The following is a 26,694-nucleotide window of genomic DNA, read 5'->3' as shown; positions in this document are numbered from 1 at the left end:
GCTGACCCGCCCCCACGGAAGGAACCCCATCATGATCGACATCGACCGCACCGCGCCCGTCGTCGTCCGCCACGAGATCGTCGTCGCGGCCCCGCCGGAGACCGTCTGGAACCTGCACACCGCCGTCGACGCCTGGCCGGCCTGGAACACCGGGATCGACGAGGCCGCGCTGAACGGCCCGCTGCGCGAGGGGGCGACGTTCACCTGGCTCACCCACGGCCTGGACATCACCTCGACCGTCCGGGCGCTGGAGCCCGGACACCGCGTCCTGTGGGGCGGCCCGGCGCACGGCATCGAGGGCGAGCACGTGTGGACGTTCCTGCCCGAGGGCGACGGGACGCGGGTCGTCACCGAGGAGTCGTGGGCGGGCCCGCCGGTCGAGGCCGACCCCGAGGGGACGCGGGCCGCGCTGGACGCCTCCCTGACCGCCTGGCTGAACGACCTGAAGACGGCCGCCGAAACCCGCTGAACGATACGAACGCCCCGCCGCGCACCGGCGGGGCCTTCCCGCGTACAAGCGGTGTTACAAAAGCCCTGGCCTCCGGCGTCGGGCCCGCAGGTCAGGCAGCGCACTCGCGCGCGGCCGGGCCCACTTCGAAGCAGGTCCTAGGCGCCGAGCAGGTCGCGGTCGGCGACGACGATGCCGTCCTCGTCGCTGTAGAGCCAGTCGCCGGGGCGGAACTCCACGCCGCCGAACGCCACCGGCACGTCCACCTCGCCCGCGCCGTCCTTGGCGCTCTTGCGCGGGTTGGACCCCAGGGCCTTGGCGCCGAGGTCGAGTCCGGCCAGCTCGACGACGTCGCGGACCGCGCCGTTGATGACCACGCCGGACCAGCCGTTGGCGACGGCCGCGGCGCCGATCATGTCGCCCATCAGCGCCGAGGCCAGCGACCCGCCGCCGTCCACGACCAGCACCCGGCCCTCGCCGGGGCTGTTGAGCAGCTTCTTCACCAGGCCGTTGTCGCGGTCGCAGCGCACGGTGACCACCTGCCCGGCGAACCGCGTGCGCGCCCCGTACTGCCGGAACTGCGTCTCGCAGCTGCGCAGCTCGTCCCCGAAGTCGTCGATCAGATCAGCGGTCGCGAAGTCCATGCCCGGATCCTACTGAGGGGTAGCGGGCGGCCGCCGACTGGCCACCGGGCCCGGTGGAGGCGCGATAATCGGCTGACCACCCGGGAGGCCGCCATGATGAACAGTCCGCCCTTTCAGCCGCTCGCGCCCGGCGATCCGCTGCTGGTCGGCGGGTACCGGGTGCTCGCGCGGATGGAGGCCAGCGGCCGGGGGTGGGTGTACCTGGCCACCACCGACAGCGGGCGGCGGCTGGCCGTGTGGGTGGTGCGGCCCGAGGCGCTGCGGGACCCGGTGTTCCGGGAGCGGTTCCGCAAGGACATGGCCGCCGCGCGGCGGGTCGGCGGACGGCGGGTCGCGCCGGTCGTGGACTTCCACGCCGACGCGCCGCAGCCGTGGGTGGCGACCGAGTACGTGGCCGGGCCGTCGCTGGCGCAGGTGGTCGTGGAGTCGGGGCCGCTGCCCGCGCGGGCGGTGCGGATCCTGATGGGAGGGATCGCCGAGGCGCTGCGCGACATCCACGCGGCGGGCGTCGTCCACGGGCGGCTCATGCCCTCCTCGGTCCTGCTGGCGCCGGACGGCCCGCGCGTCACCGGCTACGGCGTCGCCCCGGCCGGTTCGGTGGACGCCGACATCCTGGCGCTCGGCGGCGTCGTCTTCTACGCGGCCACCGGGCGGCAGTACGAGGGCGACGGGCTGGCCGAGTGCCCGCCCGACGTGCGGTCCCTGCTGGAACGCTGCCTGGCCGACGTCCCCGCCGAACGCCCGCGCCCCGAGCAGATCATCGCGTCGCTGGAGCACGGGACCGGAGCCCCCGAGCCGGACTGGCTCACCCCCGAGATCGTCGACCGGCTGCTGGCCCACGCGACGTTCCCCGGCGACCCCGACCCGCCCCCTCCGGTCCCGGAGGGCGAGGCGCCCGCCGCCGACGCGCCGCCGGACGAGCCCGAACACGCCGACGAGCCGCCGCCCACGGCGGAGACGTCCACGGACGCGGCGGAGACGGACGCGAAGCACGAGGACATCGAACACCCCGAACGCCCGGAGACGCCGCACGCGGAGGAGCCACCCGCCCTCGACACGGAACACGCCGACACGCCGCACGCGGGGACGCGCGCCGACGTCCCGGCCCGCGCGGGCGGGACGTCCGCCGCCGACACACCGCTGGACACGGGACCGTCCCACCTGCCCGCGCCGATGGGGCCGCCGCCGGGCGACGGGGTCGCCCCGCCCTCCGACACGCCGCTGGACGCCGGGCCGCCGCACCCGCCCGCGCCGATGGGACCGCCGCACGTTCCGGCCGGGCCGCCGCCCGCGCCGGTGGGGCCGCCGCCCGCCCCCGCCGGGCCGGGCTTCGGGCCGCCCGCCGCGCCTCCGGACGGACGGCCCGTGATGCTCCCGCCGGAGCCGGCTCCCCCGCCCCCACCCGCCCCGGGCCCCGCCGCTCCCCCGCCGGGCGGCATGCGGCGCACCGACCGCGAGATGCTGGTCGTGCTGGCCTGCGGCGCGGTCGCCGGGATCGTCGCCCTGTGCGCCCTGCTGTTCGCGTTCGTGATGTGACGGTTCAGGGGGTCCGCACCGGTTCCGTCGGGCGGGCCGGGGTGTCGGTGGGGCGGCCGATCAGGCGGGACAGGACGATCGCCGTCTTGGTCGCCGTGATGTTGTCCTCGCGGCGCAGCCGCTCCAGGGTCTGCTCCAGATGCTGGATGTCGCGCACGCGCACGTGCACCAGGGCGCTGGCGTCGCCGCTGACCGTGTAGGCGGCGACCACCTCGGGGTGGTTGCGGATGCTGGAGTAGATCTCGTCGGGGGACGTCGCCCCGGTGCAGAAGATCTCGATGAACGCCTCCGCGCCCCACCCCAGCGCCGCCGGTTCCACCACCGCCGCGAACCCCGTGATCACGCCCTCGGCGCGCAGCCGGTCGACCCGGCGTTTCACCGCCGGGGCCGACAATCCGACGCGATCGCCGATCTGCGCGTAGGAGGCGCGGCCGTCCTCCAGCAGGTGCGCAACGATTCGACGGTCCAACTCGTCAAGACGCAACAAACAACTCCCCCCAAGTCGATTTTCCGCATTGGTCGCCGGTTGATCCCGAACATACGCTGAGTTCAGGGCCGCCGCCCACCCCCTGTCGGCGCGGTCCGCACACCCCCCTCGGCACCGGTCACCACCGGTGTGTCCAGCGATCCCGGCCAGACCGGCCGGACCGAACCGGGCGAAGGAGCGTCGTGACACGATCCGACCAGCTACGGGCCATGTCCGAGGACCACAGCGCGCACAACTACCATCCGCTGCCGATCGTCATCGCCGAGGCGGACGGCGCGTGGGTCACCGACGTCGAGGGCCGCCGCTACCTGGACATGCTCGCCGCCTACTCGGCCGTCAACTTCGGCCACCGCAATCCGCGGCTCGTGGAGGCCGCGCGGCGGCAGCTGGACCGCGTCACCCTCGTCAGCCGCGCGTTCGACCACGACCAGTTCGGCCCGTTCGTGACCGAGCTGGCCGAGCTGTGCGGCAAGGACATGGTCCTGCCGATGAACAGCGGCGCCGAGGCCGTCGAGACCGCCCTGAAGACCGCGCGCAAGTGGGGTTACGAGGTCAAGGGCGTCCCGGCCGGCCAGGCCAACATCATCACCTTCGACGGCAACTTCCACGGCCGGACGACGACGATCGTGTCGTTCTCCACCGACCCGGACGCCAAGGACTCCTACGGCCCGTACACGCCGGGGTTCCGGACCGTTCCCTACGGGGACGTCGCGGCGCTCAAGGCCGCCATGGACGACGACACCGTCGGCGTCCTGGTCGAGCCGATCCAGGGTGAGGCCGGGGTCAACGTGCCGCCCAGCGGGTTCCTGCGGGCCGTGCGGGAGCTGTGCGCCGAGCGCGGGGCGCTGATGCTCGCCGACGAGATCCAGGCGGGCCTCGGCCGCACCGGGACGACGTTCGCCTGCGACCACGAGGACGTCGTGCCCGACGTCTACATCCTCGGCAAGGCGCTCGGCGGCGGCCTGATGCCCGTCTCCGCCGTCGTCGCGAACACCGACGTGCTCGGGGTCTTCAAGCCCGGCCAGCACGGTTCCACGTTCGGCGGCAACCCGCTGGCCTGCGCCATCGGGCGCGAGGTCGTCGCGATGCTGCGGACCGGCGAGTTCCAGGAGCGCTCCCGCGAGCTCGGTGCGCACCTGCACCGGCGGCTCGGCGAGCTGTCCAGCGACCTGGTGCAGGAGGTGCGCGGGCGCGGCCTGTGGGCGGGCGTCGAGCTGCACGGCAGGGCCCGGCCGGTCAGCGAGCGGCTCATGGAGCTGGGCGTGCTGGCCAAGGAGACCCACGAGACCACGCTGCGGCTCGCCCCGCCGCTGGTGATCGAGCGGGAGGACCTCGACTGGGCGCTGGACCAGCTGGAGACCGCGCTGAAGGGCTGATCACCGGCCCCGCGCGAAGACCCGGGCGGCCCCCGGACAACGGAGTCCGGCGGCCGCCCGCACCATCGGCGGAACTCCGGCGACACACGCGTTCCGGGCTGCGCGGCCCGCGCGTCCCCGGCTCCGACAATGATCACCATGTCGCCCGCACCGCGAATCGCGGTCATCGTCACCACCGTCGGAAGGCCGCGGCTGCTGGACCGCCTGCTGCTGTCGCTGGCCGGGCAGACGCTGCCCCCGGCGCGGGTGGTCGTCGTGGACCGGGGCCGCCGGCCCGGCACCGCCGCCGTCGTCGAGCACCGCTCCGACCGGCTCGCCGTCCACCACCTCACCTCGCCGGGCGGCACGTCCGCCGGGCGCAACGCGGGCCTGGTCGCGCTCGGCGTCCTGGAGGCCGCCGCCGTCGAGCGGCCGTCCGCGATCGGCACGCTCGACGCGATGCTCGGCGCGCCCGCGCCGCGGCCGCCGGCCGAGCGGACCGCCCGCGCGCTCGTCGCCGCCGGTCCGGCCCGGGGCCCGGTCGCCCTCGCCGAGCCGGACGGCTTCGACGTCGTGCTGTTCCCCGGCGACCACACCTGGTACCCGCCGGACGCGCTGGAACGCGGCGCCCGCGCCCTCGAAGCCGGGGCCGACGTGGTGTCCGGCCGCATGGTCGGCGGCGACGGGGCTCGACCGCCGCTCGACGAGCGCCCCGCGCGCATCGACGACCGCAGCGTCTGGACGCTCGCCCCCGCCGGGTCCTGCTTCTTCCGCGCGTCCTTCCTGCGCGCGAACGGCGGGTTCGACGAGGGGCTGGGCGCGGGCTGCGACACCCCCTGGCAGTCGGGCGCGACGGCCGACCTGCTGCTGCGCGGCCTGCGCGCCGGAAGCGTCCTCAACCACGCGCCCGACATCCGGGTGTTCGAGCACGACCCCGACGCCCCTCCGGCCGGAACGCCCGAGCACGGCGCCGGGGCCCGGCACGCGGCGCGCGGCACCGGGCGCGTCCACCGGCGGCACTACGGCGGGTACGCGTGCGCCCGCGCCGTCGCGCGCCCGCTGGGAGCGGCGGCGCTGGCGTTCCTGCGGCGCCGGAGGCCGGAGGCGGCCTGGCACCTGCACCGGTCGGTGGGGCACCTGGAGGGGCTGACCGGGGCGCTGCTCCCCGCTCCCCCGCCACCCGCGCCACCCGCGCCACCCGCGCCACCCGCGTCACAGGGCTGATCCGCGAGCCCGGCGTCAGCCCACCAGGGTCTGGAAGACCTCCAGATGGCGCCGGGCGGTGGCGTCCCAGGTGAACGCGCGGGCCCGGCCGAGGCCCAGCTCGCGCAGCCCGACCGCGGCGGACTCGTCGTCCAGCACCTCGGCGAGCGCGGCGGCCAGCCCCGCCACCGTCAGCCCGCGCGCGATCCGCGCCGCGCCCCCGGCGGTCTCGGGCAGCGCGCCCCGGTCGGAGATCACCACGGGGGTGCCGCAGGCCATCGCCTCCAGCACCGGCAGCCCGCACCCGCCGTGCGGGGACGGGACCGCCAGCACCGCCGCCGCCCGCAGCAGCGGCGCGACCATCGGGCCGGGCACCGCGCCGAGCCGCCGCGCGTGCGGGGCGGCGTCCAGGACGCGGACGGTGCGCGCGTCCCCGCCGCCGGGCCCCCCGGCGACCACGAGCGGGACGCCGAGCCGGGCGGTGGCCTCGACCAGCAGGGGGACGTTCGCGCGCGGCGAGGGCGGGCCGAGGGACAGCACGAACCGCTCGGGCAGCCGCACCGGCCCCAGCAGCGCGGCGTCGCCGTCGGCGCCGGGGTGGAACCGCCCGGTGTCCACGCCGGGCGGGATGACGTGCAGCCGCCGCGCCGGCACCCCGAACGCGCGGCGGATCCGCCCGGCCGAGAACTCCGACGCCGTCACGACCGCGTCGGCGGCGCGCGCCATGCCGCCGACGCGGCGGTACCGGATCCGTTCGGCCAGGGTGCGGCGCGTCCCGGCGGGCCGGTGCGGCGGCAGCCCGTGGAGGGTCGCGCAGACCGGCACCCGCCCCGGGACCGGCGCCAGGACCGGCGCGCCCGTGCCGGCCGGATAGTGCAGCAGGTCGACGCCCGTCCCGCGCGGCCACAGCAGCCCCTCGGCCAGCGGGCCCACGTTCACCCCGAGCGGGCGCAGCCGTTCGTACAGCGCGCGGGCATGGGCGGTGTCGCCGCCCACGCGGCGTTCCCACACCTTCCCCGGCACCCCGACCCGCATGGCCACCTCCGCTCCGGACGTCGTGGCGACCGTAGGCCCGCCCGCCCCGCGCGGCCCGGGGGCGCGCCCTCGACCTCGGCCGACCTGGGCACTTCTTGGGAACGACGTGACCCGCTCGCCTTTGCCATCCGACTGGATTAGTCTAGTTAGACCAATCTAGCCGGACTAAGAAGGTGGAGATGGCCCGTCCCCTCACGCCCCTGGCGCTCACCGTGCTGCGGATGCTGTTCGAAGGCCCGATGCACCCCTACGAGATGCAGCAGCAGATCCGGGTCCGCGCCTACGACCAGGCGGTCAAGCTCACCCACGGCGCGCTCTACAGCACCGTGGACCGGCTCGCCGGGAACGGGCTGATCGAGCCGCTGGAGACCAGCCGGGAGGGGCGCCGTCCCGAACGCACCGTCTACGCGATCACCGAGCGGGGCCGCGACGCCGCCCAGGACCGCCTGGCCGAGCTGCTGGCCCGGCCCGAGGCCGAGTTCCCGCTGTTCGGCACGGCGCTCGCGCTGATCATCATGATGGAGCCCGGCGCGGCGCTGGTCCATCTGCGGACCCGCGCGGTCGTGCTGCAGGCGCAGGTGGCCGGCGAGCAGACCGCCTACGACGCGCTGATCAAGCGCGGGCTGGAACGCCCCAAGATGCTCGACCAGGAACTCAAGATCGCGCAGCTGCGGACCGAGCTGGACTACATCACCGGCCTGATCGAGGACCTGGCCTCCGGACGCCTCGACTGGACCCCCGGCGACTCCTCCAGCTGCATCGACCGGCCCGAGACCCCCCGGAAGAGGACCTCATGACCAGGCTGCGCGGACACCCCTGGGCGGTGCTGCTCACCCTGTCCCTCGGGTTCTTCATGACGCTGCTCGACCTGACCATCGTCAACATCGCGATCCCCAGCATCATCGACAAGCTGGGGGCCTCGCTGGACCAGGCCCTGTGGATCACCTCGGCCTACGTCCTGACCCTGGCCGTCCTGCTGATCACCGCCGGGCGGCTCGGCGACCTGTGGGGCAAGAAGAACCTGTTCGTCGCCGGGGTCGTCGTGTTCACCCTGGCCAGCCTGGCCTGCGGGCTGGCGCGGGACCCCGCCCAGCTGATCGCGGCGCGGGCCGTGCAGGGCCTGGGCGCGGCGCTGCTGATGCCGCAGACCATGTCGATCATCATCGAGACGTTCCCGCCGCAGCGCCGGGGCGCGGCCCTCGGCGTGTGGGGCGCGGTCGCGGGCGTGTCCACCATCGCCGGGCCCACCGTCGGCGGAGTGCTGGTCACCTCGCTGGACTGGCGCTGGATCTTCCTGGTGAACCTGCCGATCGGGATCGCCGTGGTGGCGCTGGCGTTCCCGATCCTGCCCGACCGCACCCGCACCGTGCGGCACCGCTTCGACCTGACCGGCGTGCTGCTGGCGTCGGCGGCGCTGCTGTGCCTGACGTTCGCGCTCACCGAGGGCCAGAAGTACGACTGGGCCGCCTGGATCTGGGGCCTGCTCGGGCTGTCGGCGGTGCTGCTGGCCGCGTTCGTGCTGCACCAGCGCGGCAAGCAGGACCGCGAGCCGCTGGTGCCGTTCGCGCTGTTCAAGGACCGCAACTTCGCGATCCTCAACTTCGTCGCCGCGACCGTGTCGGTCGGCATGGTCGGGGTGTTCCTGCCGATGACCCTCTACCTGCAGTCGGTGCTGGGCTACAGCGCCCTGAAGGCGGGCCTCGTGATGGCCCCCTCCTCGCTGATGTCGATGCTGCTCGCCCCGGTCTCGGGCCGGCTGGCCGACCGGATCGGCGGCCGGTTCCTGCTGATGGGCGGTCTGCTGCTGTACGTGGCGGGCAACGCGTGGTTCCTCGCGGCCGCGGGCCCCGACACCCCCTGGCCCGCGCTCCTGCCCGGGATGATCATCAGCGGGATCGGCGTCGGCGGCGTGTTCGCGCCGATGGGCACCGAGGCCACCCGCAACGTCCCGCGCCACCTGGCCGGCGCCGCCTCCGGCGTCAACAACACCATGCGCCAGGTCGGCTCGGTGCTCGGCGGCGCGGTGGTCGGCGCGGTGCTCCAGCACCAGCTCGCCGCCGCGCTGCGGACCGAGGCGGCCGAACGCGCCGCCGCCCTGCCGCCGCAGGCCCGCGAGGGCTTCGTCGACGGCTTCTCCAACGCCGCCGAGGGCGGCCTGGAGGTCGGCGCGGCCCACCACGGCGCGACCCCGCCGCCCGGCACCTCCCCCGAGGTCGCCCACCAGGTCCAGGACCTCGCCGCCCAGGTGTTCGCCCACGGCTTCGTCGACGCGATGAAGCCGACGGTGGGGGTCGCGCTGGCCGTGGTCCTGTGCGGCGCGGTGGCCTGCCTCGGCGTGCGCGCCTACCGGGGCGGGCCCCGGCGGGACCCCGTCCCGGATCAGGCGATGGCCCGGTAACGCCCCTCGTGGAAGACCAGCGGACGGCCGTCGGGATCGGGGAGGTCCAGCGAGAGGACCTCCCCCACCACGATGCTGTGGTCCCCGCCGTCGTGCACGGCGTGGGTGCGGCACTCGATCGCCGCCAGCGCCCCGGACAGGATCACGGCCCCGGTGACGGCCCCGCGCTCCACGGCGAACCCGTCGAGCTGCCCGTCGAGGGGCCGCCCCCGCGTGGCGAACCACTGCGACGCCTCCCGCTGCCGCTCCCCGAGCACCGAGACCGCCCAGGTCCCGCCGCCCAGCACCATGTCGTGCAGCCGGGAGGTCTTCTCCAGGCAGACCAGTACCAGCAGCGGTTCCAGCGACACGGACGTGAACGCGTTGACGGTCATGGCGTGGTCGGCGCCGTCCACGACGGTGGACACCACGGCCACCCCCGTCGCGAACCGCCCGACCACCTGCCGGAACAGCACCGGATCGACCGCCGGGGCGGCCGGGGCGGGGAGGTGGGGGTCATCGCTCACAATGATTCCGACTGTACCCGCCGGTACATCGCGCCCACCCGGCCAGGGCACCCGCCCGGCACCGGGACGAGGGGGACATCACCCGTCCCGGTGACACTCACGAACGCGACCACTCTCAGAAACCGCGCATTCCCCCCGACGAACGCGTGCGGCGCGGGCCCGCCCGGCCGTCCACCCGGCCGCCTACCCGTCGACGTGCGTGGCCCCGCGGGTCAGCCAGTCGCCGGCCGGCCGGGCGGGCGGGGTCGCCAGCCAGCCGCCGACCGCCGCCAGGATCCCGCCGATGATGTAGACGTAACCGCTCACCGTGCCGCCGATCACCAGATCGCCCTCCGGGCGCTTCAGCGACAGCACCAGCGTCACCACGACCCAGGCGGCCGCCGGGACGAACGCGCCCAGCCGGCTCCCGGTCGCCCAGCCCGCGCCGCGGACCAGGGCGAAGTTCAGCAGCGCCAGCGCGACGGCGGGGATCGGCAGCGCCCCGGCCGTCCAGTTCTGGGCGAACGACCCCAGCACCGCCACCACCACGCCCAGCAGCGCGAACGCGCCGTGGGACGCGCCGGCCAGCACGGCCGCCACGGGGGTCTCGGCCGGGGCGGCGGGCGGCGGATCGTCCGGAGGCGCGGCGCCCTTCTCCAGGGTGACGCGGGCGTCGTCGTTGGGGTCCACGTCCGTCAGGGTATCCAGCCGATCAGCGGGCGGGGACGGCGAACAGGTCGTTCTCTCGGCCGTTGGGACCGGTGCCCGCGCCGCGCTCGCCCTCCAGCAGGATGTAGTACTCGGTGCCGAACGCCTGCTGCCCCAGGTTGTTCGACAGCGCGAAGTAGGGGCCGACCTCGTCGGGCGCGACGGTGATCTGGGTGCGGTGGGCGCGCAGCGCGGCGATCTTGGCGGGCAGGTAGGGGCGGGCGTCGATCGCCGTGGTGACCAGGTCGTCGGGGACCGCCGAGCCGAGCTCCTCCAGGCCCGCCACGCGCGGGAACGGCAGCTTCGCCGCCTCCCGCATCACCGCGACCGCGCGGGCCAGCACGGTGCGGGGGGTGGCGTAGGCGTAGAACTTGGCGGCCCGCCACGGCTCCCGGCCGTCCCGGTGGCCGGGGTCGGCCGCCAGCTCGAACGCGCGCCGCGCCACCCGGTGGGCCTGGATGTGGTCGGGGTGGCCGTAGTTGCCGCGCTCGTCGTAGGTGACGATCACCTGCGGACGGACCTCGCGGATGACCTCGACGAGCGCCCCGGCGGCCTCGGCCGGGTCGGCCTGCCAGAAGCAGCGCGGGTCGTCGTTGGTGGGGGCGCCCATCATGCCCGAGTCACGCCAGCGGCCCGCGCCGCCCAGGAAGCGGTGGTCGGCGACGCCGAGCGCCGCGCAGGCGGCGTCCAGCTCGCCGATCCGGTACTCGCCGAGCCGGTCCTCCTTGTCGGAGGCCAGGTGGGCGAGCTCGGGCGGGATGACCTCGCCCTCCTCGCCGAGCGTGCAGGTGACCAGGCACACGTGGGCGCCCTCGGTCGCGTACCTGGCCATGGTCGCCCCGGTCCCGATGGACTCGTCGTCCGGATGGGCGTGGACGAACAGGATGCGCTGGCCGGTCATGGTGCCTCCTGGTCTGGACTGGGGAGCGTCAAGATCGGGAGCGTGCTAGCGATCTTGCAGGCGACGAGGGAAGACCAGGAGTTCCAGCACCATGGCCCGCCGTGCCGAAGGCGTGGCGATGAGCAGGTCATAGTCTCCGAGCGTACTCAGCGGGCCGGGCGGTGACGTCGCCCGACCCCGTGATCCGCGGCCCCGTGTCCCGCACCGGGGCCGCGCCGTGTCCGCTTCGTGGCCGCGTCGCCCGGTTCAGGACCCGTCGGCGGAGTTGTCGCGCACGTTGCCGTCGTTCTGGCCGCCGTTGCCGCCCCCGCCGTTGTCGCCACCGCCGCCGTTGTTCCCGCCGCCGGTCGGCGGGCCGGTGTCGGTCGGGTCCTCGGAGGTGGGCGGCTGCTCGGTCGTCGTCGGCTGCGTCGGGCGCGTCGTCGGCGTCCGGGTGGGGATGGTCCGGGTCTCCCGCGGCGTGGTGGAGCGGGTGGTGCGCGGGGACTGCGGGACGACCGGGTCCCGCGTCTCCTCGGTCCGGGTCTCCCGCTGGCTGCTGGTGGAGTCGGAGGGGCTCGGGTCCTCGGTGTTGCCGGGCCGGTCGTTGGTCGCGGCCATCGCCAGGCCCACCACCAGCGCCAGCACGGCGATCGCCGCGACGGCCGCGAAGATCGGCCACCGGGACTTGCGCTCGGGCGCGTAGCGGTCGTCGTAGCCGCGGTCGACGTAGCCGCCGCCGCGCGTGGCGCCGCGCCCGCCGCCGTACCCGGCGGGCTGGGTCTCGTAGCCGGGGGCCGGGGGCAGCGTGCCGGTGAACTCGGCGGGCGTCACCCGGCGGGTGCCGCCGGCGGGGTCGGCGTGCGGCAGCGGGGCGATGCCCGCCGCCATCGTCTCGCCGGCCGCCAGCATCGAGGTGGCCTGCGCCGCGTCCTCCATCCGGGTCTGCGCCGCCGGACCGCTGCCGATCATCGTCATCATGATCTGCTGCGCGGTGGGCCGCCGGTGCGGCTCCTTGACCAGGCACGCCGCCAGCAGCGGGTGCAGGTCCTCGGGGACGCCGGCCAGCGTCGGCGGCTCGTGCATCACCCGGTTGATCACCGCGACCACGGTGTCGTCGCCGAACGGCGGCCGTCCGGTCGCGGCGTACACCATCGTCGCCGCCCAGGCCCACACGTCCACGGCCTCGGTCAGCCGCTCCCCGGCCACCTGCTCGGGCGCCATGTAGGAGGGGGTCCCGATCGCCTTGGTGGCCGCGGTCTGGCCGGTGTCCAGGGCCCGCGCGATCCCGAAGTCGATCACGCGGGGGCCGTCCGGCGCCATGATCACGTTGTGCGGCTTGAAGTCGCGGTGCACGATCCCGGCCTGGTGGATCGCCACCAGCGCCGTCGCGGTGCCGATCGCGAGCCGCTCCAGCGCCGCCCCGACCAGCGGACCCTGCTCGGTGATCTGCTTGTGGAGGGACGGGCCCTGGACGTACTCGCTGGCGATGTAGGGCCGGTCGCCCGCGACGTCGGCCTCCAGCACCTGCGCGGTGCAGAAGCGCGCGACCTGCTTGGCGGCCTGCGCCTCGCGGACGAACCGGTTCCGGGCCGAGGCGTCCCCGGCCAGGTCGGCCCGCAACAGCTTGATCGCCGCCTGGGAGCCGTTGGCGTCCACGCCGAGGTAGACGACGCCCTGGCCGCCCTCACCCAGGCGTTCGAGCACCTCGTAGGACCCCAGCCGTCGCGGATCACCCGGCTGCAGCTCCGGCATGGACAACTCCTTCAACGCGCGGTGAGAGCTTGGCGAAGCCTTGAGCTTACGCGAGCGGGCCGCCCGACAAGGCGTGTTGCCCGTTCCCCGGCGATCAAGTCGCGCAACCGATATACACCGAATGTCCCGACGGCGCCCGCCATGCCCGTGGGAGGCGCCGCCGCCCGGCTGGCAGACTCTTGTCATGAGCATCAGCTATCCACGGCAGAGCGCCCGCACCCGGAGGTTCACCCTCGGCGTGCCGCGGGCCTTCCAGATCGCCCCGGACGGGTCGCTGGTCACCTTCCTGCGCACCAAGGCGGGCGACGACCCGGTCACCTGCCTGTGGACGCTGGACACCGCGACCGGCGAGGAACGCCTGCTCGCCGACCCCACCGCGTTGAACGTCACCGGCGAGGAGGACCTCCCCGCCGAGGAGCGCGCCCGGCGCGAACGCGCCCGCGAGGCCGCCGGGGGCATCGTCGGCTACGCCGTCGACCGCGACTGCCGGCAGGCCGTGTTCACGCTGGGCGGCCAGCTGTTCCTGGCCGACCTGGCGTCCGGGGACGTCCGGCGGCTCCCCGCGCGGACCCCGGTGTTCGACCCGCGCCTGGACCCCGCCGGGCGGAACGTCGCCTACGTCGCCGACCGCACCCTGCGCGTGATCGGCGTGGACGGCTCCGACGACCGCGCCCTCGTGCAGCCCGAGACCGACCAGATCTCCTACGGCCTGGCCGAGTTCATCGCGGCCGAGGAGATGGGCCGGATGCGCGGCTACTGGTGGTCGCCCGACGGCGGGACCGTCCTGGCCGCCCGCGTGGACGAGACCCCCGTCACCCGCTGGACCATCGCCGACCCCGCCAACCCCGAGCGGCCCGCCGCCGAGACGGCCTACCCGGCCGCCGGGACGCCCAACGCGATCGTCGGCCTGGTCCTGCTGAAGGTCGACGGCGGGCGGACCGGCGTGGCCTGGGACCGGGGCGAGTTCCCCTACGTGGTGACCGCCTCCTGGGACCGGCACGGCCTGCTGATCGTCACCCAGTCCCGCGACCAGCGCACCCAGCGGGTGCTGAAGGTCGACCCGACCAACGGGGAGACCGCCCTCGTCCACACCGAGCACGACCCGGTGTGGACCGAGGTCGTTCCGGGCATCCCGGCGCGGCTGGGCGGCGAGCTGGTCTGGATCACCGAGGACCACGGCGCCGGCACCCGCCGCGTCACGGTCGCGGGCCGGCCGGTCACCCCGCCCGGCCTCCAGGTCCGCTCCGTCCTCGGCGTGGACGGCGACGAGATCCTCTTCACCGCCTCCGAGGAGCCCACCGAGGTCCACGTCCACACCTGGTCGGCCGCCGGCGGCGTCACCCGCCTCACCGACGGCCAGGGCGTGTTCACCGGGCTGCGCTCCGGGGACGTCACGCTGGTCAGCGGCAGCCGGCTGGACGCCGACGGCACCACCGTCGAGGTCCGCGCCCCCGGCGGCGTCCACGCCATCGCCTCCCGCGCCGAGACCCCGGCGATCACCCCGAAGGTCGAGCTGCTGCGCGCCGGGGACCGCGAGATCCGCACCGCCGTGGTCCTGCCCACCGGCTGGACCCCCGCCGACGGCCGCCTGCCGGTGCTGATGGACCCCTACGGCGGCCCGCACGCCCAGCGCGTCCTGGCGGTCCGCCGCGCCTACAACGAGGCGCAGTGGCTCGCCGACCAGGGCTTCGCCGTCGTGATCGCCGACGGGCGCGGCACCCCCGGCCGAGGCCCGGTGTTCGAACGCGCCGTCCGCGGCGACTTCGTCGGCCCGGTGCTGGAGGACCAGGTCACCGCGCTGACCGAGGCGGCCCGGCGGCACCCCGGAGCCCTCGACCTGGACCGCGTCGGCATCCGCGGCTGGTCGTTCGGCGGCTGGCTGGCGGCGCTGGCGGTGCTGGCCCGCCCGGACGTGTTCCACGCGGCGGTGTCGGGCGCGCCGGTCACCGACTGGCGCCTGTACGACACCCACTACACCGAGCGCTACCTGGGCCACCCCGACGAGGAGCCGGAGAACTACACCGCCAACTCGCTGATCGCGATGGCGGGCAAGCTCGAACGGCCCCTCATGCTCATCCACGGCCTGGCCGACGACAACGTGGTGGCCGCCCACACCCTCCGCCTGTCCTCGGCCCTGCTGGCGGCGGGCCGCCCGCACACGGTCCTGCCGCTGTCGGGCGTCACCCACATGACCCCGCAGGAGGAGATCGCCGAGAACCTGCTGACCCTGCAGGTGGCCTTCCTCAAGGAGAACCTCGCGTAGCGGGACGAGCCGGGGGTTCGACGGCCACCCGGTGGGGCGGGACCGCACGGCCCGCCCCACCGGCGTTCCCCGGGCCCGGGGTGTAGCGGGCTACACCCCGGATCCGGGAGCGCGCCCGCTGGGGGCGCGGCGGCCGGACCGGCAGGATCGAAACCAGTCGATCAACCCGAAAGGTCCGTCATGAAGCCCCTGCTCTGGCTCGTCCTCGCCATCGCGATCTCCGTGAACGTCTCCACCAGCTTCGCGTTCGAGGGCGCGACGCAGATCGCCGTCAGCGTCGGCACCGGCGTGGTGACCATCGCCTCCGCCGTGGCGCTGTGGATGCTGCACACCCGCCGCTCCTGACGGCCCCGTTCCGGCGGCCCGGTTCCTAACGGCCCGTGCGGTCCGGCTGGTGGTCGCCGTGCCAGCTCGCCCACAGCGCCGCGTAGGAGCCGTTCGCCTCCAGCAGCGCGTCGTGGGTGCCCAGCTCCGTGATCCGGCCGTCCTCCACCACCGCCACGCGGTCGGCGTCGTGGGCGGTGTGCAGGCGGTGGGCGATCGCCACGACGGTGCGGCCGTCCAGGACGGCGGCCAGCGAGCGTTCCAGCCGCCGCGCCGCGCGCGGGTCCAGCAGCGACGTGGCCTCGTCCAGCACCAGCGTGTGCGGGTCGGCCAGCACCAGGCGGGCCAGCGCGAGCTGCTGGGCCTGCGCCGGGGACAGCGTCTCGCCGCCCGACCCGACGCGGGCGTCCAGGCCGGGGCCGTCCCAGTCGACGGCGGCCAGCGCGGCGGCGGCCTCCTCGTCGGTCGCGCCGGGCCGGGCCATGACCAGGTTGTCGCGCAGCGTCCCCCGGAACACGTGGTGCTCCTGGGTGACCAGCGCGACGTGGCCGCGCAGCTCCTCCAGCGGCAGCTCCACCAGCGGGACGGCCGCGCCCTCGCCGACGGTGACCGTGCCCGCGCGGGGCCCGTCCACCCCGGCCACCAGCCGGCCCAGCGTGGACTTGCCCGCCCCGCTCGGCCCGACCATCGCCAGCCGCTCCCCCGGCCGCAGCGCCAGGTCCACGCCGTGCAGCACGTCGTGGCCGGGCCGGTAGGCGTAGTGGACGCCGCGGGCGGTGAGGCGTTCCCCGTCGGGCCGGGCCCCGCCCGCCACGCGGTCTGGGGGGACGTTGCCCACGCCCAGCAGCCGGGCCAGGGACGCGCCGCCGACCTGGAGCTCGTCCAGCCAGCTCAGCAGCATCTCGATGGGGCCGTTGATCTGCACCACGTACAGGGTCGCGGCCGTCACCTGCCCCAGCGACGCCAGCCCGTGGGCGTGCAGCAGCCCGCCGACCAGCAGCGTCGCCGCCACCGGCAGCACGAAGCTGATCTCGATCACCGGGTACAGCACCGTCCGCAGGCGCAGCGTGTACCGCTCGGCCCGCCAGGTCCGCGCGATGTCGGCGTCGCCGCGCCGCCGCCGCGCCGCCGCCAGCCCGAACGCCTCCACCGTCCGCGCCCCGTGCACGGTCTCGGCCAGGCCGTCGGTCATCTCGGCCCAGGCGGCGTTCTCCCGCAGGTAGCCCTCGCGGGCGCGCGGCAGGTACCAGCGCATCACGCCCCACAGCAGCGGCACCGCGACCAGGCACGGCAGCGCCAGCAGCGGGCCGGTCAGCACCAGCGCCCCGGCGGTGAACACCACCGCCATGGCCCCGATCAGCGTCTCGGGCACCGCGTACCGCACGCTGGTCGCCAGCGCGTCCACGTCGCGGGAGGTGCGGCTGACCAGGTCGCCGGTCCCGGCGCGTTCCACGGTGGACAGCGGCAGCGCCAGCACCCGGTCCACGAACTCCTCGCGCAGGTCGGCCAGCACGCGTTCGCCGAGCCGCGCCGAGGCGTAGTGGGCCAGCCAGGTCAGCACGCCCTGCGCGACCACGAACGCGGCGATGGCCAGGCCGATCCGGTCGATCGCCGCCCGCTCCCGCGACACGCCGTCGACCAGCTCGCCCAGCAGGCGCGGCGCGACCAGCCCGCACACCGCGGCCAGGGCGTGCAGCGCCAGCGCCCCGGCCAGCGCGCGGGGGTGCCGTAGCGTCAGCCGCCGGGCGTAGGCCCGCACCTGCGCCGCCGACGCGACCGGCAGTTTCCGGGCGGTACTCATCACATTCCCCTGGTCACGACGGCCGCGTAGCGCGACGCGGTGTCGAGTAGTTCGCGGTGGGTGCCCTCGGCGACCACGCGGCCGTCCTCGACGTAGGCGACACGGTCGGCGCGGTCCAGCAGCAGCGGGCTGGTCGTGCACACCACCGTGATCCGGTCGGGCCGGGCCGCGCGCAGCCGGTCGGCGACGCGGGCCTCGGTGTGGGCGTCGACGGCGCTGGTCGGCTCCACCAGGACCAGCACCTCCGGGTCGGCGGCCAGGGCGCGGGCCAGCCGCAGCCGCTGCTGCTGGCCACCGGAGAACTCCCGGCCCGCCTCGGCCACGTGCGCGTCGCGCCCCACGGCGGCCACGATGTCCTCGGCGTTGGCGGTGACCAGCGCCGCGTCCAGGTCGCCGCACCCGGTGGTGGTCAGGGACTCGGCGAGGGGGCCGGAGAACAGCCGGTCCTCGTTGACGGCCACCAGGACGCGGTCGCGCAGGTCGGCCAGGTCCGCCAGCGGCACCCCGGCGTAGGTGACCTCGCCGGGCGCGTGGCGGCCGAGCCGGTCGGCGACGGCCTGGGCGTCGCGCGGGTCGGCGGCGGCCACCATCGTCAGCTCGCCGGGCCGCGCCACCAGCCCGGACCCGGCGTCCACGAGGTCGCCGGGGCCGTCGGGGCGGACCGTCCCGGCGAGCGGGACCTCGGGCTCCAGCTCCAGCAGCCGCACCACGCGGCCCGCCGCCACATGCCCCTTGGTGAGCTTCCCGGCCAGCTCGCCGAGCGTCTTGAGCGGGTGGATCAGGAACACCGCGTAGCCGTAGAACGACACCAGCTGCCCCACGCTGAGCCGCCCGTCGGCGGCGTACCGGGCCCCCGCCCAGGTCACCAGCGCGACCAGCAGGCCCGGCAGCAGCACCTCCGCGCCGCTCAGCCGCGACTCGGCCACCGCGACCCGCACCCCGGCCCGCCGCACCCGCTGCGACTCGCCGCGGTACCGCTCGGCGAACAGCGTCTCGCCGCCGATCCCGCGCAGCACCCGCAGGCCGCCCACCAGGTCGGTGGCGTGGGTGTTCAGCTCCCCGACCAGCTCCCGGTGCGCGTCCTCGCGGCGCCGGTACGGCCGCAGCAGCGGCGCGGCCAGCAGCAGGATCACCGGCACGCCGACCAGCACGACCAGCCCCAGCGGCGGCGACGTCACCAGCATGATCACCGCGACGGCGACGATCGCCACGACCGCGCCCGTGCCGCGCGACAGGATGTCGATGGCGTCGCCGATGTGCGCCACGTCCGACACCCCGACGCTCACGACCTCCCCGGCGCTCAGCCGCCTGGGCAGCGTCGCGCCGAGCCGGGCGGCCTGCCGGGTCGTCACCTGGACCGTGCGGAAGGCGGCGGCCAGCCAGTTGAACACCGAGTTGCGGTGCCGGGTGACGCCCGCCGCGGCCTGCACGACGCCGAGCCCGAGCAGCGCTCCGGCCCACAGCGCCAGCGCCGCGGGGTCGCGGGCGGCCACCCCCTGGTCGATGGCGCGGCCCACCACGGCGGGCATGACCGCCTGGGCGAGCATCCACACCACCCCGAGGAGGGCCCCGGCGATGACCGTGGGCGCCTGGATCCGCACCAGCCAGGTGAGGTAGCGCGTCGGGGAGCGATGGTCGGGCGTTCCGGGATCGTCGACCGGCAACGTTCTCACGCGACGCAGCGTAAGCAGGCGGCCCCGCGCGGAACCACTGATTTTTCGGGGGGTTCCCACCAGCGGGAACGTCCCGGCGTCACATTCCGTTGAAGACCATGCACGGTCGCGGGGATGCGCGCACGCGATCAGAGCGGATATCGTCGGGGCCGATGTTCCTGCGCTCCATGAGCCGGGACCCCGGTGGCCGGGACGCCCCGCCACCGCCCGGCGCGGACCGCCCCCCGCCCATGACCGTGCGTCGGCGACGCGCGGAACGGTCCGCCGCCCGCGCGCCCCGCCGGTGAGTCCAGCCGCCGCCTACCGTCCGGAAACCCTTTTCGTGAGCACACTCAGTCACCAGCCGCACCTCCTGCCCGCCGGGGCCGAGGAGCGGGTCGACCTGCTCCTGATCGACGCCGACCCCTCCGACATGGTGCTGGTCGACCGGATGCTCGCCGACAGCGGCGTGGACGCGCGGATCACCACCGCCACCACCCTGGAGCAGGCCCGCGCCCGGATGGGCCGGCACGTCCAGTGCATCATCGTCGACCTGTCGGCCCCCGGCATCGACCGCCTGGCGGGCCTGCGGCAGGTCCTGGAGATGTCCGGCAACGCCGCCGTCGTCGTGCTCACCGCCCTCGACGACGACGCGCTCGGCGTGCGCGCCGTCGCCGCCGGAGCCGAGGACTACCTGGTCAAGCAGGAGGTCGACGGGCCGCTGCTGGCCCGCGCGGTCCGCTACGCCATCGAGCGCAAGCGCGCCGAGGAGACCGAGCGCCGCCTGGTCGAGGCCCGCATCCTGGGCCGCGAGAACGCCCGGCTGGAACGCGGCCTGCTGCCCGTCCCACTGATCGACGACCCGGCCCTGACGCACTGCACCCGGTACCGGCCCGGCCGCCGCCGCGCCCTGCTCGGCGGCGACTTCTACGACACCGTGCAGACCGCCGACGGCGCGGTCCACCTGATGATCGGCGACGTGTGCGGGCACGGCCCCGACGAGGCCGCCCTCGGCGTCCAGCTCCGCATGGCCTGGCGCACCCTGGTGCTGGCCGGGCACTCGGGCGAGGACCTGCTGCGCATCCTGGACACCGTGCTGGGCCACGAACGCCGCAGCGAGGAGATCTTCACGACGCTGTGCAACGTCACCATCGCGCCGTCGCGCCGCACCGCCCGCCTGCACCTGGCCGGGCACCCCGCGCCGCTGCTGTTCCGGCCCGCCGCCGACGGCGGGCCCGACGAGGTCACGGCGCTGCCCGAGTACGCGCACGGCCCCGCGCTGGGGCTGTTCCCCGGCGCGGACTGGCCGACCACCGAGGTGGAGCTCGGCGGGCGGGACGCCCCCGAGTGGAGCCTGCTGCTCTACACCGACGGCCTGATCGAGGGCCGCACCGGCGACGGCACCTCCACCCGGCTGGGCACCGAGGGCCTGACCGCGCTGGCCCGCGCCGCGCGCGCCGACGGCGCCTCCGGCCGCGGCCTGATCGACCGGCTGGTCGCCGAGGTCGAGGAGCTGAACGGCGACGCGCTCGCCGACGACCTGGCGGTGCTGATGCTGTCGCACCGGCCGCGCACCGCCCCGTCCGCGCCCTCCGACGAGGCGGGCCACACCGCTCCGGTCCTGGTCACCGGGCCTGCCGCCGCCGACGCGGGGCGGGCCGAGACCCACTGATGTACTACAGCTTGTAGTTCCCGTCTCGCGCTGTGAAGTCGCTCACTTCACGTCACCGACGTCGCGTCGGAAAAGCCCGGACCGGCACCGTTCATAGCCAGCGGCTATCGAAACGAGTGCCGCCATGACTTGGATCTCTTTCCCCAGGCAGTCGTACGGTTCGGGCGTGGCTATAGCGATACCTGCGATTTACCGATCGACCGTCGGCAAGAAGGCCGTGATGGCGGTGAGCGGCGCCGTCATGGTGACGTTCCTCGTCCTGCACATGATCGGGAACTGGAAGATCTTCTTTGGCGCCGAGAGCTTCAACCACTACGCGCACTGGCTGCGCACGATGGGCGAGCCCGTGGTGCCCTACCGCACCCTGCTGACCCTCCTTGAGGTCGTGCTGGTGCTCTCGGTGGTCCTGCACATGTGGTCCGCGTGGTCGCTGGCCCGGCGCGCCTCCGCCGCCCGGCCCGTGAAGTACCACGGCAAGAAGAAGTCCCACGCGCAGGGCTACGCCACCCACATCATGCGGTACGGCGGCATCACCCTGCTGCTCTTCATCATTTGGCACCTGCTGGACCTGACGTTCTTCGTGGTCAACCCCAAGGGCTCCGCCGCGACGCCCTACGAGCGCGTCGTCGCCGACTTCGCCCCCGAGCGGTTCTGGGTCACCGCGATCTACATCGTCGGTGTCGTCATGGTCGGCCTCCACCTGCGCCACGGCGTCTGGAGCGCCTTCCAGACCCTCGGCCTGCGCAGCCCCCGCAACGACCGCGCGCTGCGCCTGCTGGCCGGGGGCCTGGCCCTCGTGCTGACCATCGGCTTCCTCATCGTGCCCCTCTCTGTCACCTTCGGACTGGTGAGCTGACCATGACCACCGACACCCTCTTCACCCTCGGCGACCCGATCGCCGACGAGAAGGCCCCGCGGGGCCCGGTCGAGGACCGCTGGACCACGCGCAAGTTCGAGGCCAAGCTCGTCAACCCGGCCAACAAGCGCAAGAAGAAGATCATCATCATCGGCACCGGGCTCGCCGGCGGCTCCGCCGGCGCGACCCTGGGCGAGGCCGGCTACCACGTCATCCAGTTCTGCTTCCAGGACTCGCCGCGCCGCGCCCACTCCATCGCCGCGCAGGGCGGCATCAACGCCGCCAAGAACTACCGCAACGACGGCGACAGCGTGCACCGCCTGTTCTACGACACCGTCAAGGGCGGCGACTTCCGCGCCCGCGAGTCCAACGTCCACCGCCTCGCCGAGATCTCCACGCAGATCATCGACCAGTGCGTGGCGCAGGGCGTCCCGTTCGCCCGCGAGTACGGCGGCCTGCTCGACAACCGCTCGTTCGGCGGCACCCAGGTGTCCCGCACCTTCTACGCCCGCGGCCAGACGGGCCAGCAGCTCCTGCTCGGCGCCTACCAGGCCCTCATGCGCCAGGTCGACGCCGGCAACGTCGAGCTGCACGCCCGCCACGAGATGCTCGACCTGATCATGCAGGACGGGCGGGCCCGCGGCGTCATCGTCCGCGACCTGATGACCGGCGAGGTCAAGAGCTACACCGCCGACGCCGTCGTGCTGGCCTCCGGCGGCTACGGGAACGTCTACTTCCTGTCCACCAACGCCATGGGCTCCAACGTCACCGCCACCTGGCGGGCCCACAAGCACGGCGCCTACTTCGCCAACCCCTGCTACACGCAGATCCACCCGACCTGCATCCCCTACTCCGGCGAGCACCAGTCCAAGCTGACGCTGATGTCGGAGTCGCTGCGCAACGACGGCCGCGTCTGGGTGCCCAAGGCGGTCGGCGACAAGCGCGACCCCAACGACATCCCCGAGGGCGAGCGCGACTACTACCTGGAGCGCATCTACCCCTCGTTCGGCAACCTGGTGCCGCGCGACATCGCCTCCCGCGCCGCCAAGAACGTCTGCGACGAGGGCCGCGGCGTCGGCCCCGGCGGCCAGGGCGTCTACCTCGACTTCGCCGACGCCATCAAGCGCCTCGGCCGCAAGACCGTCGAGGCCAAGTACGGCAACCTGTTCGAGATGTACGAGCGCATCACCGGCGAGAACCCCTACGAGGTTCCGATGCGCATCTACCCCGCCGTCCACTACACCATGGGCGGCCTGTGGGTGGACTACGACCTGCAGTCCAACATCCCCGGCCTGTTCGTGATCGGCGAGGCCAACTTCTCCGACCACGGCGCCAACCGCCTCGGCGCCTCGGCCCTGATGCAGGGCCTGGCCGACGGCTACTTCGTCCTGCCCACCGGCCTCGGCGACTACCTGGCCCGCAACACCGGCCTCGACGAGGTCTCCGACACGGCCGTCAGCGAGGCCCAGGAGCGCGTCCGCTCCCAGATCGACCGGCTCCTGTCGATCGACGGCGACCGCACCGTCGACTCGTTCCACCGCGAGCTCGGCCGCGTCATGTGGGAGTACTGCGGCATGGAGCGCACCGAGGAGGGCCTGCGCAAGGCGCTGGAGCTCATCCCCGCGCTGCGCGAGGAGTTCTGGACCCGGGTGAAGGTCACCGGCGTCGGCGAGGAGCTCAACAAGGAGCTGGAGAAGGCCGGCCGCGTCGCCGACTTCCTCGAACTCGCCGAACTGATGTGCGTCGACGCCCTCCACCGCGCCGAGTCCTGCGGCGGCCACTTCCGCGCCGAGTCCCAGGACGAGGACGGCGAGGCCAAGCGCGACGACGAGAACTTCTCCTACGTCGCCGCCTGGGAGTGGGGCGGCCAGGGCACGCCCGTGCTCCACCAGGAAGCCCTCGAGTTCGAATACGTCAAGCCCGCACAGAGGTCGTACAAGTAATCATGAAGGTCACACTGCGCATCTGGCGCCAGAAGGGTCCTCAGGACGCGGGCAAGATGGTCGAGTACCCGCTCGACGACATCTCCCCCGACGCCTCCTTCCTGGAGATGCTCGACGTCCTCAACGAGGAACTGATCACCAGGGGCGAGGAGCCCGTCGCGTTCGACCACGACTGCCGCGAGGGCATCTGCGGCATGTGCTCGCTGGTCATCAACGGGACCCCGCACGGTCCCGAGCGCAACACCACCACGTGCCAGCTGCACATGCGCAAGTTCAAGGACGGCGAGGTCATCGACGTCGAGCCGTGGCGCGCCAGGGCGTTCCCGGTCGTCAAGGACCTGGTCGTCGACCGCTCCCCGCTGGACCGGATGATCCAGTCGGGCGGTTACATCACCGCCCCGACCGGCACCGCCCCCGAGGCGCACTCGGTCCCGGTGCCCAAGCCGGCCGCCGACAGGGCGTTCGAGGCCGCCGAGTGCATCGGCTGCGGCGCCTGCGTCGCGGCCTGCCCCAACGGCTCGGCCGCCCTGTTCCTCGGCGCCAAGATCACCCACCTGGGCCTGATGCCCCAGGGCCAGCCCGAGCGCTGGGACCGGGTGGTCAACATGCTGGAGACCCACGACGCGGAGGGCTTCGGCGGCTGCACCAACACCGGCGAGTGCACGGTGGCCTGCCCGAAGGGCATCCCCCTCGACGTGATCAGCACGCTGAACCGGGACTACTTCAAGGCCACGGTCGGCAGCAAGAAGAAGTAACCGCCGCCGGAACGCAGCGTGGTGCCCCGGGCCTGACGGCCGGGGCACCACGCTTTTCCGTCCTCGCCCCGAGCGGCGGCCTCCGCCGCTACTCCAGGTCGTGCTCGTGCCGGAACGCCCGCGCCGCCGCGTCCTCCCTCGTCCCCGGCAGGCTCTCGAACGAGTCCGGGTCGATCGTCCGCACCCGTCCGGTGGACACGTCGCCCAGCATCCGCACCAGTCCCGCCGTCACCGCCCGGGTGAACCGTTCCGCCTGCCGGTGCCCCATGGTCTGGGTCTGGCCCCGCACCTCGAACAGCACCGTCCCGGTCCCGATCAGCGCCATCGACGAGCGCGCCTGCCCCGGCAGGTCACGCGTCGGCGCGTGCGGGTAGCGCGCCCCGATGTACCCGCGGTCCTCGATCCCCCGGAACGCGCTGATGGCGAGCTGCTTGGAGTACGTCTTGGCGTACGTCCGGGCGTACGGCACGTACTTGCCTCCGGGCTCGAAGAACTTGTCCGGCAGCGGCGGGTAGTCCACCGCGACGTCCAGCAGCCGGTTCTTCACGTCCTCCCGCACGCACGCGCCCTGGTGGTGCAGGTCGACGTACACGTCGACCTTCCCCTTGCGCGCCCGCAGCCGCTTGTAGACGTCCCGCAGGACCTGCGACTCGGGGTTCAGGAACCACCCGGGCCGGTCCGGCGACCCCGGAACGTCCTCGGCCTTCGGCCGGTAGTCCAGGTCCGGGTTGAAGTCGCGGTTCAGGTCGAAGCCGGGGCGCTTGGTGTAGTCGTCACCCTGCAACCGCCCGTCGAGGTAGTTCCACGCCGGAGGCCTCCCCGCGAGCTGCGGGAAGTCCTTCTGCACCTCGGCCCAGGCGTTGTCGTTGCCGCGCCGGTCCAGCTCGGCCCCGTCCGGGTTGATCTTCGGGACGGCGACGAACGTGATCTCGCGCCGCACCCGCCGCGCCTCGGGCGAGTCCGAGGTCCCCAGCCACTTCAGGATGCGCAGCAGGGCGGTGGTGCCGGTCTTCTCGTTCCCGTGGATCTCGCTGGTGACCAGGAAGACCTTGGGCCCGTGCCCGACGGTGGCGGTGTGGATGGCGCGCCCCCGGTTGGAGCGGCCGACGACATCGACGTCCACCCGTCCCCGGCTCGCCCGCTCGATCCGGGTCAGCTCGCGGCGCATCTCGCGGTAGTCGACGAACCTCCAGATGGGCAGGTCGCGCGGTTCGTCGCTGCACTCCCCCGGCGGCGGCGCGGCCGGGCGCGCGGGAGCGGGGGCGGCGAGGGCGGGCGGCGCGGTCAGCGCCAGCGCGAGCGGGACGAGCAGCAGGGGCACGGTACGGCGGGGGCGCATGCGGTCTCCGGGGGACGAGAGCTCCTTGTGCCCCGGACCCTAGATCGACTCCGCCGGGCCGGGGACGTCCAAGATCGCCAACGTGCACCCGCGAAATCGATGGATCTTGTCGTTGACGTCCGGTCAGGCGTGCGTGACCAGCGCCTCCACGCCCGCCGGGAGGCTGCCCGCGAGCGCCGCCTCCACCAGGAACGTCTCCAGCGCGTCCTGGAACGCGCGCGCCGCGTGCGTGGGCTCCACGTCCTTGCGGTGCGCCAGCGCGATCGTGCGTTGCAGCTCCGGATGGTGCCCCCGGCGCGGCCCGTCGCCCAGCACCAGCGGCGTCCCGCGCAGCCCCGGCCGCCCGGCCAGCACCATGCTCGGCACCACCGCGACGCCCAGCCCCGCCTCCACGAACCGCAGCACCGCGTCCATCTCGCCGCCCTCGACGGCGAACCTCGGCTCGAACCCGGCGTCCCGGCACGCGGTGATCGTCGCCTCCCGCAGGTCGTAGCCGGACCGGAACATCACCATCGGGCGGTTGCGCAGGTCCTCGATCCGCAGGTAGGAGCGGCGCGGCACCTGGGCGGGCTCCCGCGAGGAGGTCCGCCCCCGCTCGCCTCCGGCGTTCCCCGCGGGGGAGGCGACGACCAGGTGCTCCCGCAGGATCGGCTTCGTCTCCAGCGGCGGGTCGCCGTGCAGCGGCAGGATCACCAGCGCCAGGTCCAGCGACCCCCGCGTCAGCTCCCGCACCAGGTCCCGCGACCCGCCCTCCTCCACGATGATCTGGATGCCGGGGTAGGCGTCGTGGAACCGCCGCAGCACGTCGCCGAGCAGCCCCGCGCACAGCGACGGCGTCGCCCCGAGCCGCACCCGTCCCCGCCGCAGCCCCGCGAGTTCCTGCACCTCCAGGCGGGCGGTGTCGACGTCGGCGAGGATGCGCTTGGCGAGCGGCAGCAGCGCCTCCCCGGCCGGGGTCAGGGTGATGTTCCCCCGCGCCCGGCTGAACAGCGACGCGCCGAGTTCGGCCTCCAGCGCGCGGATCTGCTTGGACAGCGACGGCTGCGCGACGTGCAGGACCTCCGCCGCCTGGGTGAAGTGCCGCATCTCGGCGACGGCGACGAAATAGGCGAGCTGCTGCAACTGCATCCTGCCAAGTTACGTGGCCGGTTCCGG

The 26,694-nt window shown here is 74.4% G+C and carries 23 protein-coding genes; 12 read left to right on the top strand and 11 right to left on the bottom strand.

Features of this window, described 5'->3' with window-relative positions; genetic code table 11:
* Positions 1-31 precede the first annotated feature (31 nt).
* A complete protein-coding gene (locus HNR61_RS01075) occupies positions 32-469 on the top strand; it encodes an SRPBCC family protein (protein ID WP_182841230.1) in 438 nt (145 codons plus the stop codon).
* Between the two features lie 137 nt (positions 470-606).
* Here the strand turns inward: HNR61_RS01075 and rraA are convergent, their stop codons facing one another.
* A complete protein-coding gene (gene rraA, locus HNR61_RS01070; protein WP_182841229.1) occupies positions 607-1,092 on the bottom strand; it encodes a ribonuclease E activity regulator RraA in 486 nt (161 codons plus the stop codon).
* A 93-nt stretch (positions 1,093-1,185) separates the two neighbouring features.
* Here rraA and HNR61_RS01065 point away from each other — a divergent pair, with 93 nt between their 5' ends.
* Positions 1,186-2,628 carry a protein kinase family protein gene (locus HNR61_RS01065; protein WP_182841228.1) on the top strand — a complete coding sequence of 481 codons (1,443 nt, stop codon included), beginning with the start codon at positions 1,186-1,188 and terminating at the stop codon, positions 2,626-2,628.
* A gap of 4 nt (positions 2,629-2,632) precedes the next feature.
* On the opposite strand, the gene HNR61_RS01060 is transcribed toward HNR61_RS01065, so the two are convergent.
* Positions 2,633-3,112: an Lrp/AsnC family transcriptional regulator gene (locus HNR61_RS01060; RefSeq protein WP_182841227.1), complete on the bottom strand. Its 480-nt coding sequence runs from the start codon at positions 3,110-3,112 to the stop codon at positions 2,633-2,635.
* 185 nt (positions 3,113-3,297) lie between these two features.
* On the opposite strand from HNR61_RS01060, the gene rocD reads away from it, so the two are divergent.
* Complete coding sequence (rocD, locus tag HNR61_RS01055) at positions 3,298-4,491, top strand: ornithine--oxo-acid transaminase (RefSeq protein WP_312897704.1); 1,194 nt, start codon at positions 3,298-3,300, stop codon at positions 4,489-4,491.
* 138 nt (positions 4,492-4,629) lie between these two features.
* The gene (locus HNR61_RS01050; RefSeq protein ID WP_182841226.1) at positions 4,630-5,694 is read left to right on the top strand and encodes a glycosyltransferase family 2 protein; all 1,065 of its coding nucleotides are present in this window, start codon (positions 4,630-4,632) and stop codon (positions 5,692-5,694) included.
* Positions 5,695-5,709: 15 nt separating this feature from the next.
* Here HNR61_RS01050 and HNR61_RS01045 read toward each other — a convergent pair whose 3' ends face one another.
* Positions 5,710-6,708: a glycosyltransferase family 4 protein gene (locus tag HNR61_RS01045; protein ID WP_182841225.1), complete on the bottom strand. Its 999-nt coding sequence runs from the start codon at positions 6,706-6,708 to the stop codon at positions 5,710-5,712.
* Between the two features lie 179 nt (positions 6,709-6,887).
* Between HNR61_RS01045 and HNR61_RS01040 the strand changes: the two genes are divergently transcribed.
* Together HNR61_RS01040 and HNR61_RS01035 are read left to right on the top strand one after the other, a co-directional pair.
* On the top strand, positions 6,888-7,505 hold the full coding sequence (locus tag HNR61_RS01040) for a PadR family transcriptional regulator (protein WP_182841224.1): 618 nt from the start codon (positions 6,888-6,890) through the stop codon (positions 7,503-7,505).
* Positions 7,502-9,106 carry a DHA2 family efflux MFS transporter permease subunit gene (locus HNR61_RS01035; RefSeq protein ID WP_182841223.1) on the top strand — a complete coding sequence of 535 codons (1,605 nt, stop codon included), beginning with the start codon at positions 7,502-7,504 and terminating at the stop codon, positions 9,104-9,106. Before HNR61_RS01040 ends, HNR61_RS01035 begins: the two co-directional genes overlap by 4 nt.
* On the opposite strand, the gene HNR61_RS01030 is transcribed toward HNR61_RS01035, so the two are convergent.
* From HNR61_RS01030 to HNR61_RS01015, 4 genes are all read right to left on the bottom strand, one after another.
* Positions 9,088-9,612, bottom strand: a complete 525-nt coding sequence (locus HNR61_RS01030; protein WP_182841222.1) for a flavin reductase family protein — start codon at positions 9,610-9,612, stop codon at positions 9,088-9,090. The genes HNR61_RS01035 and HNR61_RS01030 overlap by 19 nt on opposite strands.
* A gap of 183 nt (positions 9,613-9,795) precedes the next feature.
* Positions 9,796-10,281 (bottom strand): DUF6113 family protein, encoded by a 486-nt coding sequence (locus HNR61_RS01025; RefSeq protein ID WP_182841221.1) that lies wholly within the window; start codon positions 10,279-10,281, stop codon positions 9,796-9,798.
* Positions 10,282-10,303: 22 nt separating this feature from the next.
* Positions 10,304-11,200, bottom strand: coding sequence for an N-acetyl-1-D-myo-inositol-2-amino-2-deoxy-alpha-D-glucopyranoside deacetylase (mshB, locus tag HNR61_RS01020; protein WP_182841220.1), 897 nt, complete (start codon positions 11,198-11,200; stop codon positions 10,304-10,306).
* A gap of 246 nt (positions 11,201-11,446) precedes the next feature.
* Entirely contained in the window at positions 11,447-12,934 is a 1,488-nt protein-coding gene (locus HNR61_RS01015) for a serine/threonine-protein kinase (protein WP_182841219.1), read from the bottom strand.
* 184 nt (positions 12,935-13,118) lie between these two features.
* On the opposite strand from HNR61_RS01015, the gene HNR61_RS01010 reads away from it, so the two are divergent.
* Entirely contained in the window at positions 13,119-15,197 is a 2,079-nt protein-coding gene (locus HNR61_RS01010; protein ID WP_182841218.1) for a S9 family peptidase, read from the top strand.
* Between the two features lie 180 nt (positions 15,198-15,377).
* The gene (locus HNR61_RS01005; protein ID WP_182841217.1) at positions 15,378-15,542 is read left to right on the top strand and encodes a hypothetical protein; all 165 of its coding nucleotides are present in this window, start codon (positions 15,378-15,380) and stop codon (positions 15,540-15,542) included.
* A gap of 25 nt (positions 15,543-15,567) precedes the next feature.
* Here the strand turns inward: HNR61_RS01005 and HNR61_RS01000 are convergent, their stop codons facing one another.
* The gene (locus tag HNR61_RS01000) at positions 15,568-17,322 is read right to left on the bottom strand and encodes an ABC transporter ATP-binding protein (protein WP_182841216.1); all 1,755 of its coding nucleotides are present in this window, start codon (positions 17,320-17,322) and stop codon (positions 15,568-15,570) included.
* The gene (locus tag HNR61_RS00995; protein WP_182841215.1) at positions 17,322-18,995 is read right to left on the bottom strand and encodes an ABC transporter transmembrane domain-containing protein; all 1,674 of its coding nucleotides are present in this window, start codon (positions 18,993-18,995) and stop codon (positions 17,322-17,324) included. Before HNR61_RS00995 ends, HNR61_RS01000 begins: the two co-directional genes overlap by 1 nt.
* Positions 18,996-19,317: 322 nt before the next feature.
* Between HNR61_RS00995 and HNR61_RS00990 the strand changes: the two genes are divergently transcribed.
* From HNR61_RS00990 to HNR61_RS00975, 4 genes are all read left to right on the top strand, one after another.
* Complete coding sequence (locus HNR61_RS00990; RefSeq protein ID WP_312897703.1) at positions 19,318-20,646, top strand: PP2C family protein-serine/threonine phosphatase; 1,329 nt, start codon at positions 19,318-19,320, stop codon at positions 20,644-20,646.
* A 124-nt stretch (positions 20,647-20,770) separates the two neighbouring features.
* Positions 20,771-21,502, top strand: a complete 732-nt coding sequence (locus tag HNR61_RS00985) for a succinate dehydrogenase cytochrome b subunit (RefSeq protein ID WP_182841214.1) — start codon at positions 20,771-20,773, stop codon at positions 21,500-21,502.
* Positions 21,503-21,504: 2 nt separating this feature from the next.
* A complete protein-coding gene (locus tag HNR61_RS00980) occupies positions 21,505-23,445 on the top strand; it encodes a fumarate reductase/succinate dehydrogenase flavoprotein subunit (protein ID WP_182841213.1) in 1,941 nt (646 codons plus the stop codon).
* A 2-nt stretch (positions 23,446-23,447) separates the two neighbouring features.
* The gene (locus tag HNR61_RS00975) at positions 23,448-24,200 is read left to right on the top strand and encodes a succinate dehydrogenase/fumarate reductase iron-sulfur subunit (protein WP_182841212.1); all 753 of its coding nucleotides are present in this window, start codon (positions 23,448-23,450) and stop codon (positions 24,198-24,200) included.
* An 88-nt stretch (positions 24,201-24,288) separates the two neighbouring features.
* On the opposite strand, the gene HNR61_RS00970 is transcribed toward HNR61_RS00975, so the two are convergent.
* Both HNR61_RS00970 and HNR61_RS00965 read right to left on the bottom strand, forming a co-directional pair.
* Positions 24,289-25,539 (bottom strand): M14 family zinc carboxypeptidase, encoded by a 1,251-nt coding sequence (locus HNR61_RS00970; protein WP_182841211.1) that lies wholly within the window; start codon positions 25,537-25,539, stop codon positions 24,289-24,291.
* Positions 25,540-25,662: 123 nt separating this feature from the next.
* Positions 25,663-26,667, bottom strand: coding sequence for a LysR family transcriptional regulator (locus HNR61_RS00965; protein ID WP_182841210.1), 1,005 nt, complete (start codon positions 26,665-26,667; stop codon positions 25,663-25,665).
* Positions 26,668-26,694: the final 27 nt, after the last annotated feature.

Source organism: Actinomadura kijaniata (assembly GCF_014138665.1).
GTDB classification, from domain to species: domain Bacteria; phylum Actinomycetota; class Actinomycetes; order Streptosporangiales; family Streptosporangiaceae; genus Spirillospora; species Spirillospora kijaniata.
The sequence above is the reverse complement of the archived record's forward strand: the minus strand, read 5'-3'. Positions and strand labels throughout refer to the sequence as shown.

Coding starts and splice junctions, on each gene's coding strand:
- HNR61_RS01075 (WP_182841230.1), top strand. CDS start 32: ATGATCGACATCGACCGCACCGCGCCCGTCGTCGTCCGCCACGAGATC.
- rraA (WP_182841229.1), bottom strand. CDS start 1,092: ATGGACTTCGCGACCGCTGATCTGATCGACGACTTCGGGGACGAGCTG.
- HNR61_RS01065 (WP_182841228.1), top strand. CDS start 1,186: ATGATGAACAGTCCGCCCTTTCAGCCGCTCGCGCCCGGCGATCCGCTG.
- HNR61_RS01050 (WP_182841226.1), top strand. CDS start 4,630: ATGTCGCCCGCACCGCGAATCGCGGTCATCGTCACCACCGTCGGAAGG.
- HNR61_RS01045 (WP_182841225.1), bottom strand. CDS start 6,708: ATGCGGGTCGGGGTGCCGGGGAAGGTGTGGGAACGCCGCGTGGGCGGC.
- HNR61_RS01040 (WP_182841224.1), top strand. CDS start 6,888: ATGGCCCGTCCCCTCACGCCCCTGGCGCTCACCGTGCTGCGGATGCTG.
- HNR61_RS01035 (WP_182841223.1), top strand. CDS start 7,502: ATGACCAGGCTGCGCGGACACCCCTGGGCGGTGCTGCTCACCCTGTCC.
- mshB (WP_182841220.1), bottom strand. CDS start 11,200: ATGACCGGCCAGCGCATCCTGTTCGTCCACGCCCATCCGGACGACGAG.
- HNR61_RS01015 (WP_182841219.1), bottom strand. CDS start 12,934: ATGCCGGAGCTGCAGCCGGGTGATCCGCGACGGCTGGGGTCCTACGAG.
- HNR61_RS01010 (WP_182841218.1), top strand. CDS start 13,119: ATGAGCATCAGCTATCCACGGCAGAGCGCCCGCACCCGGAGGTTCACC.
- HNR61_RS01005 (WP_182841217.1), top strand. CDS start 15,378: ATGAAGCCCCTGCTCTGGCTCGTCCTCGCCATCGCGATCTCCGTGAAC.
- HNR61_RS01000 (WP_182841216.1), bottom strand. CDS start 17,322: ATGAGTACCGCCCGGAAACTGCCGGTCGCGTCGGCGGCGCAGGTGCGG.
- HNR61_RS00985 (WP_182841214.1), top strand. CDS start 20,771: ATGACTTGGATCTCTTTCCCCAGGCAGTCGTACGGTTCGGGCGTGGCT.
- HNR61_RS00980 (WP_182841213.1), top strand. CDS start 21,505: ATGACCACCGACACCCTCTTCACCCTCGGCGACCCGATCGCCGACGAG.
- HNR61_RS00975 (WP_182841212.1), top strand. CDS start 23,448: ATGAAGGTCACACTGCGCATCTGGCGCCAGAAGGGTCCTCAGGACGCG.
- HNR61_RS00970 (WP_182841211.1), bottom strand. CDS start 25,539: ATGCGCCCCCGCCGTACCGTGCCCCTGCTGCTCGTCCCGCTCGCGCTG.
- HNR61_RS00965 (WP_182841210.1), bottom strand. CDS start 26,667: ATGCAGTTGCAGCAGCTCGCCTATTTCGTCGCCGTCGCCGAGATGCGG.